The 7,519-nt window shown below is 76.7% G+C and carries 7 protein-coding genes; all 7 read left to right on the forward strand.

The genetic code is table 11. The features are described 5' to 3' along the window. Positions 1-250 precede the first annotated feature (250 nt). Complete coding sequence (locus AB0L34_RS14305; RefSeq protein ID WP_363704892.1) at positions 251-1,411, forward strand: inositol-3-phosphate synthase; 1,161 nt, start codon at positions 251-253, stop codon at positions 1,409-1,411. Then, the gene (locus AB0L34_RS14310) at positions 1,395-2,300 is read left to right on the forward strand and encodes an SCO3242 family prenyltransferase (RefSeq protein ID WP_363704894.1); all 906 of its coding nucleotides are present in this window, start codon (positions 1,395-1,397) and stop codon (positions 2,298-2,300) included. Before AB0L34_RS14305 ends, AB0L34_RS14310 begins: the two co-directional genes overlap by 17 nt. Beyond that, positions 2,297-3,217: a sugar phosphate isomerase/epimerase family protein gene (locus AB0L34_RS14315; protein WP_363704896.1), complete on the forward strand. Its 921-nt coding sequence runs from the start codon at positions 2,297-2,299 to the stop codon at positions 3,215-3,217. The genes AB0L34_RS14310 and AB0L34_RS14315 overlap by 4 nt, the downstream gene beginning before the upstream one ends. 38 nt (positions 3,218-3,255) lie before the next feature. After that, on the forward strand, positions 3,256-3,876 hold the full coding sequence (locus tag AB0L34_RS14320; RefSeq protein WP_357450746.1) for an EboA domain-containing protein: 621 nt from the start codon (positions 3,256-3,258) through the stop codon (positions 3,874-3,876). Then, entirely contained in the window at positions 3,876-4,742 is an 867-nt protein-coding gene (locus tag AB0L34_RS14325) for a TatD family hydrolase (RefSeq protein WP_363704898.1), read from the forward strand. Before AB0L34_RS14320 ends, AB0L34_RS14325 begins: the two co-directional genes overlap by 1 nt. Further along, positions 4,742-5,932 carry a metabolite traffic protein EboE gene (gene eboE, locus AB0L34_RS14330; protein WP_363704900.1) on the forward strand — a complete coding sequence of 397 codons (1,191 nt, stop codon included), beginning with the start codon at positions 4,742-4,744 and terminating at the stop codon, positions 5,930-5,932. The genes AB0L34_RS14325 and eboE overlap by 1 nt, the downstream gene beginning before the upstream one ends. Positions 5,933-6,088: 156 nt before the next feature. Then, positions 6,089-7,519, forward strand: a 1,431-nt coding sequence (locus AB0L34_RS14335; RefSeq protein WP_363704902.1) for a nucleotide pyrophosphatase/phosphodiesterase family protein, incomplete at its 3' end; no start/stop codon positions are given.

The raw sequence follows: 7,519 nt of genomic DNA on the forward strand, positions 1-7,519 counted from the left end.
CCGGCCGGCGGATGCGGGGGAGGCAGGGGCGAGACGCCGACCGACCCTGCCTGCCAGCCCCGTCCGTCCGCGCCCGCACCGGGAGTCGGTCCGGCGTCGTCGCCGCCGACGTCGTCACCGGGCCGGTCGGCTCCCCCGGGTACGGCCGGCGGACGGGGCCCATCCGTACAGATCCGTATCTTTCCGAACAAACTTCTGATATCCATGTAAGCCAATGCACGGCTGGTTCCTCCTGACGGGAAGGAGCACCATGCGTACGGGTGTCTGGCTGGTGGGGGCGCGCGGCTCGGTCGCGACCACCAGCATCGTCGGGGCGCTCGCCCTGCGAGCCGGGCTCACCGGCCCGACCGGCTGCGTCACCGAGCTGCCCGACGTGCGTGGGCCCGCCCTGCCGGCCTTCACCGACCTGGTCTTCGGCGGACACGACGTCGCCACCGTCCCGCTGGCCAAACGCGCCGAGGCCCTCGCCGCCGCCGGCGTGCTGCCCGGCCGGCTGGTCGCCGCCCTCCCCGACGAACTGGCCGCCGTCGAGCGCGAGCTGCGCGCGGCCCCCACCGCCGGCACCCAGGCGGACCGGGCCGCCGCGACCGTACGCGACCTCACCGACTTCCGGGGCCGGCACGAGCTGGACCGGGTGGTCGTGGTCAACGTCTCGGCCACCGAACCGGTCGCCCGACCGCACCCGGCACACGCCGACCCGGACACGCTGCGGGCCGCGCTCGCCGGTCCCGAGGAGGTGCTGCCGCCCAGTTCGCTCTACGCGTACGCGGCGGTGCACGCGGGCTGTTCGTACGTCGACTTCACCCCGTCCACCGGGCTGCGGCTGCCGGCCCTGGCCGCGCTGGCGGCGCAACGCGGGATCCCGTACGCCGGGCACGACGGCAAGACGGGGGAGACCCTGGTCAAGTCGGTGCTCGCGCCGATGTTCGCGATGCGGCACCTGGCGGTGCGCTCCTGGTCCGGGATGAACCTGCTCGGCGGCGGCGACGGCGCCACCCTCGCCGACCCGGCCGCCAACGCGGCCAAGGTGGAGAGCAAGCAACGGGTGCTCGGCGAGACACTCGGTTACCTCCCGCAGGGCGGCACCAGGATCGAGTACGTCGAGGAACTGGGCGACTTCAAGACCGCGTGGGACCTGGTCACCTTCGCGGGCTTCCTCGGCACCGGGATGCGGATGGAGTTCACCTGGCACGGCTGCGACTCCGCGCTGGCCGCGCCCCTGGTGCTCGACCTGGCCCGGCTCGTCGCCGCCGCGCACGCCGCCGGCCACACCGGCCCCCTGCCCGACCTGGCCTTCTTCTTCAAGGACCCGCTCGGCGCGTCCACCCACTCGCTGGCCGACCAGTGGGCCCGGCTGTGCGGCTTCGCCCGCCGGCTGCACACGGGAGGTGCCGATGCCCCGCGTGACTGACCTCGTCGAGCTGGTCCGGGCCCCGGCCGCGCTCTCGGTGCCCGGCGACGTCGTCGCCGGCGCGGCCGCGGCCGGTGCGCTCGACCGGCGTACGCCCGCCCTGGCCGCCGCGTCCGTGCTGCTGTACTGGGCGGGAATGGCCGCCAACGACTGGGCCGACCGGCGGCTGGACGCCGTCGAACGCCCCGAGCGGCCCATCCCCAGCGGCCGGGTCGCCCCCGGGACGGCGCTCGGCCTCGCTGCCGGGCTCACCGCCGCCGGGGTCGCGCTGGCCGCCACCGCCGGGGGCCGGCGCGCCGCGAGCGTCGCCGTCCCGCTCGCCGCCGCCGTCTGGGGGTACGACCTGGCGGCGAAGGACACCCCCGCCGGACCGGCCGTGATGGCCGCGTGTCGGGGGCTGGACGTGCTGCTCGGCGCCACGGGTGGACGGGTGCTGCGGGCGGTGCCGGCGGCGGTCACCGTGGCCGCCCACACGTGGACGGTCACGGCACTCTCCCGCCGGGAGGTCACCGGCGCCGACGCGGCGCTGCCGCTGCGTACCCTCGCCGGCACCGCCCTGGTCGCCGCCGGCGCCGCCACCGTCCCGACGGGGCGTGCCCGGCCCGCCGGTCGCGCGATGCCCCGACGGCGGCGTGGCCCGGCCGGCGTCGAGATGCTGCCGGCCCTGCTGGCCGGCTCGTACGCGGCCCGCTACGGCGCGGCCCAGGCCCGGGTGGTGGCCGATCCCTCCGCCGCCCGGGTGCGTGCGGCGGTGGGGGCCGGGATCACCGGGCTGCCCGCGTTGCAGGGCGCCCTGGCCGCGCGCGCCGGGGCCGGGCTGCTCGGACTGGCGGTGGCGGCGGCCGCGCCCCTGGGCCGCCGGCTGGCCCGGAAGGTCTCCCCGACATGACCGCCCCGCGCCCCCGGCACGCGGCCCAGGAACCCCGGAGCGCCGGGGCGGCCGGCCGCGGCGACGGCGGGCTGCGGTTCGGCTACGGGACCAACGGGTTCGCCAACCACCGGCTGGCCGACGCGCTGGCGGTCATCGCCGACCTGGGCTACCAGGGCGTCGCGCTCACCCTGGACCACGACCACCTCGACCCGTTCGCGCCCGCGCTGGCGCGGCGGGTGGCCGCCGTCGCCCGCCGGCTGGCGGCGCTCGGCCTCGCCGTGGTCGTCGAGACCGGCGCGCGGTACCTGCTCGACCCGTGGCACAAGCACGCCCCGACGCTGCTGCACGACGACCCGACGCGGCGCGTCGAGTTCCTGCGCCGGGCCGTGCGGATCGGCGCCGACCTGGGCGCGGAGGCCGTCTCCTTCTGGGCCGGCGTACGCCCCGACGCCGTCCCGCCGCCGACGGCCTGGGACCGCCTGGTCGCCGGCTGCGCGACGGTGGTCGACGCCGCCGACGTGGCCGGGGTGACCCTCGGTTTCGAACCGGAGCCGGGAATGCTGGTCGAGGACATCGCCGGCTGGCGCCGGCTGCGCGGCGCGCTCGGCGACCCGGCCCACTTCGGCATCACCCTCGACATCGGACACTGCCGCTGCCTGGAGCCGCGGTCGGTCCCGGCGTGCGTGCACGAGGTGGCCGAGCACCTGGTCAACGTGCAGATCGACGACATGCGCCGGGGCGTGCACGAGCACCTGGAGTTCGGCGCCGGCGAGATCGACTTCCCGCCGGTGCTGCGGGCCCTGGCCGACGCCGGCTACCGGGGGCTGGTCGCCGTGGAGCTGCCCCGGCACTCGCACGTCGCACCCGCCGTCGCCGCCCGCTCGCTCGACTTCCTGCGCACCGCCACGAAGGAAGCCGCGCAACGGGATCGGTGACGGGGCCACGCGCGGGGCAGCACGAGAGAGGAGACGGGATGACACCGGATTCACTGCGGGCCGCGCTGCGGGGCGTACCCGAGCCCGACTGGCTCGACGCGGCGGTGCGGCGGGTGGCGGCGGAACCGGCGGCGATCGGCGGGCTCTTCGCGGCTGCCGGCCGGCGCTGCGGCCGGGCCCCGCTGACGGAGCCGGCCGGCTGGAGCGCCGACGAGGCGGCCCGGGCGCTGCTGCTGACCGCGCTGCCCGCCGACCACGCCCCGCACGCCGAGTCGCTCTACCGCCACGGCGACGCCGCCGAGAAGCGGGCCGTGCTCAAGGCCCTGCCGCTGCTGCCGATCGGTGCGGCCGGGGTGCCGCTGCTGCACGACGCGATCCGCACCAACGACACCCGGCTGGTCGCCGCCGCCCTCGGCCCGTACGCCCGGCACCTCGACCCGGCCGCCTGGCGGCAGGCGGTGCTCAAGTGCGTGTTCACGGGCGTGCCGCTGGCCGTGGTGCACGACCTCGACGCCCGCGCCGACGCGGAACTCGCCGCGATGCTCGCCGGGCTGGCCGCCGAGCGGCAGGCCGCCGGCCGCACGATGCCCGCCGACGCCACCGCGCTGCTCGGCCGGCTCACCACCGGTCCCGTCCCGATCACCGCCAGGGAGGCGTGATGCGCATCTTCGACCCGCACATCCACATGACCTCGCGGACCACCGACGACTACGAGCGGATGGCCGCGGCCGGCGTCCGGGCGGTGGTGGAGCCGGCGTTCTGGCTCGGCCAGCCCCGCACCAGCGCCGCCTCCTTCGCCGACTACTTCGACTCGCTGATCGGCTGGGAGCCGTTCCGGGCCGGGCAGTTCGGGGTCCGCCACCACGCCACGGTCGCGCTGAACCCGAAGGAGGCCAACGACCCGCGCTGCCGCCCGGTGCTCGACCTGCTGCCGCGCTACCTCGACAAGGACGGCGTGGTGGCGGTGGGCGAGATCGGCTACGACTCGATGACGCCGGAGGAGGACGACGCCTTCGCCGCCCAACTGGCCCTGGCCGTGGCGCACGACCTGCCGGCGCTGGTGCACACCCCGCACCGGGACAAGGCCCGGGGCGTCGAGCGCAGCCTCGCCGTCGTGGCCGAGTCCGGCATCGAGCCGGGCCGGGTGGTGCTCGACCACCTCAACGAGGTGACGGTGAAGCTGGTCCGGGACACCGGCTGCTGGCTGGGCTTCTCCATCTACCCCGACACCAAGATGTCGCCGCCGCGCATGGTGGAGCTGCTGCGGGCGTACGGGACCGAGCGGGTGCTGGTCAACTCGGCGGCCGACTGGGGGCGCTCGGACCCGCTGCTCACCCGGGCCACGGGGGAGGCGATGCTGCTGGCCGGCTTCACCGACGACGACGTCGACCGGGTGCTGTGGCGCAACCCGGTCGAGTTCTACGGCCAGTCCGGGCGGCTGGACCTGACCGACCTGGACCGCGCCGACGTCGACCCGCCGACCGGCACCTGGGCCGGCAACTCGATCCTGCGCGGCGGCAGCTGATGCGGCTGCGGCACGCCGGCGGCGACACCGTCCACCTCGGCTACTGCACCAACGTGCACCCCGCCGAGGACCTCGCCGGCATCCTCCGCCAGTTGGACACCTACGCCGTGCCCGTCCGCGAGGGGGTCGGCGCGGACCTGCTCGGCCTCGGGCTGTGGCTGGCCGCCCCGGTCGCCGCCGAGCTGGCCGCCGACCCGGCGGCCCGTCGCCGGCTGCGTACCGAGCTGACCGTCCGGGGGCTGGAGGTGGTCACGCTCAACGGCTTCCCGTACGCGGCCTTCCAGGCGCCGGTGGTCAAGGGCGACGTCTACCACCCGGACTGGACCACGGGCGGGCGGCTCGCGTACACCCTGGACCTGGCCCGGGTGCTCGCCGACCTGCTGCCGGACGACGCGGCCCGGGGCTCGGTCTCCACCCTGCCGCTGGCCTGGCGGCGGCCCTGGGACGCCGGCCGGGCGGACGCCGCGCGCCGCCGGCTCGACCAACTCGCGGCCGGTCTCGCGGCCGTCGAGCGGGACACCGGCCGACCGGTCCGGGTCGGCTTCGAGCCGGAGCCGGGCTGCGTGGTGGAGAGCACCGGACAGGCCGTCGCGGCACTGTCCGGCGTGGACACCGACCGTCTCGGCGTCTGCCTGGATCTCGCCCACCTCGCCTGCGCCTGGGAGGAGCCGGCCGACGCGCTGCGCCGGCTGCGGGCCGCCGGCCTGCCGGTGGTGAAGGTGCAGGTATCGGCCGCCATCGAGGCGCCGGCCGAGGCGACGGCGGCGTTGCGCCGCTGGGTGGAGCCGCGCTTCCTGCACCAGACCCGCGCGGCCGGCTGCGCGGGGGCGGCGGATCCGGCCCACCCCGCCCACGCCGCCGACGACCTGGACGCCGCCCTGGCCGCGCGGCTGCCCGGGCCGTGGCGGGTGCACTACCACGTGCCACTGCACGCCCCGCCCGAACCGCCGCTCGACTCCACCCTGCCGGTGCTGCGCGCCGCGCTGGCCGCGCTCTACGCCGGGCCCGAGGCGGGCTGCGACCACCTCGACGTCGAGACGTACACCTGGGGGGTGCTGCCGGCGGCGCGGCGGCCGGGCACCGACGCGGAGCTGGCCGCCGGGATCGCCGCGGAGCTGGCCTTCGCCCACGCCGAGCTGGTCGCCCTCGGCCTGGCTCCGGCGACCCGTCCGGCGGAGGTGCCGGGATGAGCGAGCGTCTGCGAGTGAATCATCGACACAGCGCCGGGTTGCCTCATGGCGGCGCCGAGCGGAGCGAGGTGCCGGGATGAGCGAGCGTCCGCGAGTGAATCATCGACACAGCGCCGGGTTGCCTCATGGCGGCGCCGAGCGGAGCGAGGTGCCGACATGAGCCGGCGGCTGGTGGTGTTGGACGTGGTGGGGCTGACCCCGCGCCTGCTGGCGCACATGCCGCGGCTGCGCGCGGTCGCCGACACCGGCTTCCGCGCCGAACTCGGCACGGTGCTGCCCGCGGTGACCTGCTCGGTGCAGTCCACCTTCCTCACCGGGCTGCCCCCGGCCGGGCACGGGATCGTCGGGAACGGCTGGTACTTCCGCGACCTCGGCGAGGTGCTGCTCTGGCGCCAGCACCACGCGCTGGTCGGCGGGGAGAAGCTCTGGCAGGCCGCCCGTCGCGCCGAGCCCGGCTACACCGTCGCCAACGTCTGCTGGTGGTACGCGATGGGCGCGGACGTGGACTGGACGGTCACCCCGCGTCCCGTCTATCACGCCGACGGGCGCAAGGAGCCGGACTGCTACACCGACCCGCCGGAGCTGCACGACGCGCTCACCGACCGGCTCGGCACCTTCCCGCTGTTCAGCTACTGGGGGCCGGGCGCAGGGCTGGCGTCGTCGGCGTGGATCTGCCGGGCCGCCGAGCGGATCCTCGCCGGGCAGTCCCCGGACCTGACCCTGGTGTACGTCCCGCACCTCGACTACGACCTGCAGCGCTTCGGCCCCTCCTCCCCGCAGGCCGCCGCGGCGGCGGCCGAGCTGGACGGGGTCCTCGGGCCGCTGCTGGACGCCGCCCGGGCCCGGGACGCCACCGTGGTGGTGCTCTCCGAGTACGGCATCACCGACGCCTCCCGCCCGGTCGACGTCAACCGGCTGCTGCGCGCCGAGGGGCTGCTGCGGGTGCACACCCAGGCCGGCATGGAGTACCTCGACCCGTGGACCTCGCGGGCCTTCGCGGTCGCCGACCACCAGGTCGCGCACGTCTACGTCCGTGACCCGGCCGACGTGCCGGCGGTGGCGAAGCTCTGCGCCGCGCTGCCCGGGGTGGCCGAGGTGCTCGACGCCGACGGCAAGGCCGCGTACGGGCTGGACCATCCGCGCGCCGGAGAACTCGTCCTCGTCGCCGAGCCGGACGCCTGGTTCACGTACTACTACTGGCTCGACGACACCCGCGCGCCGGACTTCGCCCGCCTCGTGGAGATCCACCGCAAACCCGGCTACGACCCCGCCGAACTCTTCTTCGACCCCGCCGCCCCGGGGGCCGCCAAGCGCCGCGCCGCCGTGGCGCTGGCCCGCAAGAAGCTCGGAATGCGCTACCTGATGAGTGTGGTCGGGCTGGACGCCGGCGCCCGGGCGGTGCGCGGGTCGCACGGGCGGCTCCCCGCCGACCCGGCCGACGGGCCGGTGCTGCTCTGCTCCGATCCGTCCGCCGCCCGGGACCGGGTCGCCGCGACCGAGGTGAAAGCCCTGCTGCTGGAGCTGGCGGGGCTGGTCCCGCCGGCCGCGCCGCCGCCCCGGGCCGCGCCGCCGCCCTGGGCCGCGCCG

The organism is Micromonospora sp. NPDC052213 (assembly GCF_040679695.1).
Lineage (GTDB): Bacteria > Actinomycetota > Actinomycetes > Mycobacteriales > Micromonosporaceae > Micromonospora.

Excerpts from the sequence above, each read along its gene's own strand:
- AB0L34_RS14305 (WP_363704892.1), top strand. The coding sequence starts at position 251 with ATGCGTACGGGTGTCTGGCTGGTGGGGGCGCGCGGCTCGGTCGCGACC.
- AB0L34_RS14310 (WP_363704894.1), top strand. The coding sequence starts at position 1,395 with ATGCCCCGCGTGACTGACCTCGTCGAGCTGGTCCGGGCCCCGGCCGCG.
- AB0L34_RS14315 (WP_363704896.1), top strand. The coding sequence starts at position 2,297 with ATGACCGCCCCGCGCCCCCGGCACGCGGCCCAGGAACCCCGGAGCGCC.
- AB0L34_RS14320 (WP_357450746.1), top strand. The coding sequence starts at position 3,256 with ATGACACCGGATTCACTGCGGGCCGCGCTGCGGGGCGTACCCGAGCCC.
- AB0L34_RS14325 (WP_363704898.1), top strand. The coding sequence starts at position 3,876 with ATGCGCATCTTCGACCCGCACATCCACATGACCTCGCGGACCACCGAC.
- eboE (WP_363704900.1), top strand. The coding sequence starts at position 4,742 with ATGCGGCTGCGGCACGCCGGCGGCGACACCGTCCACCTCGGCTACTGC.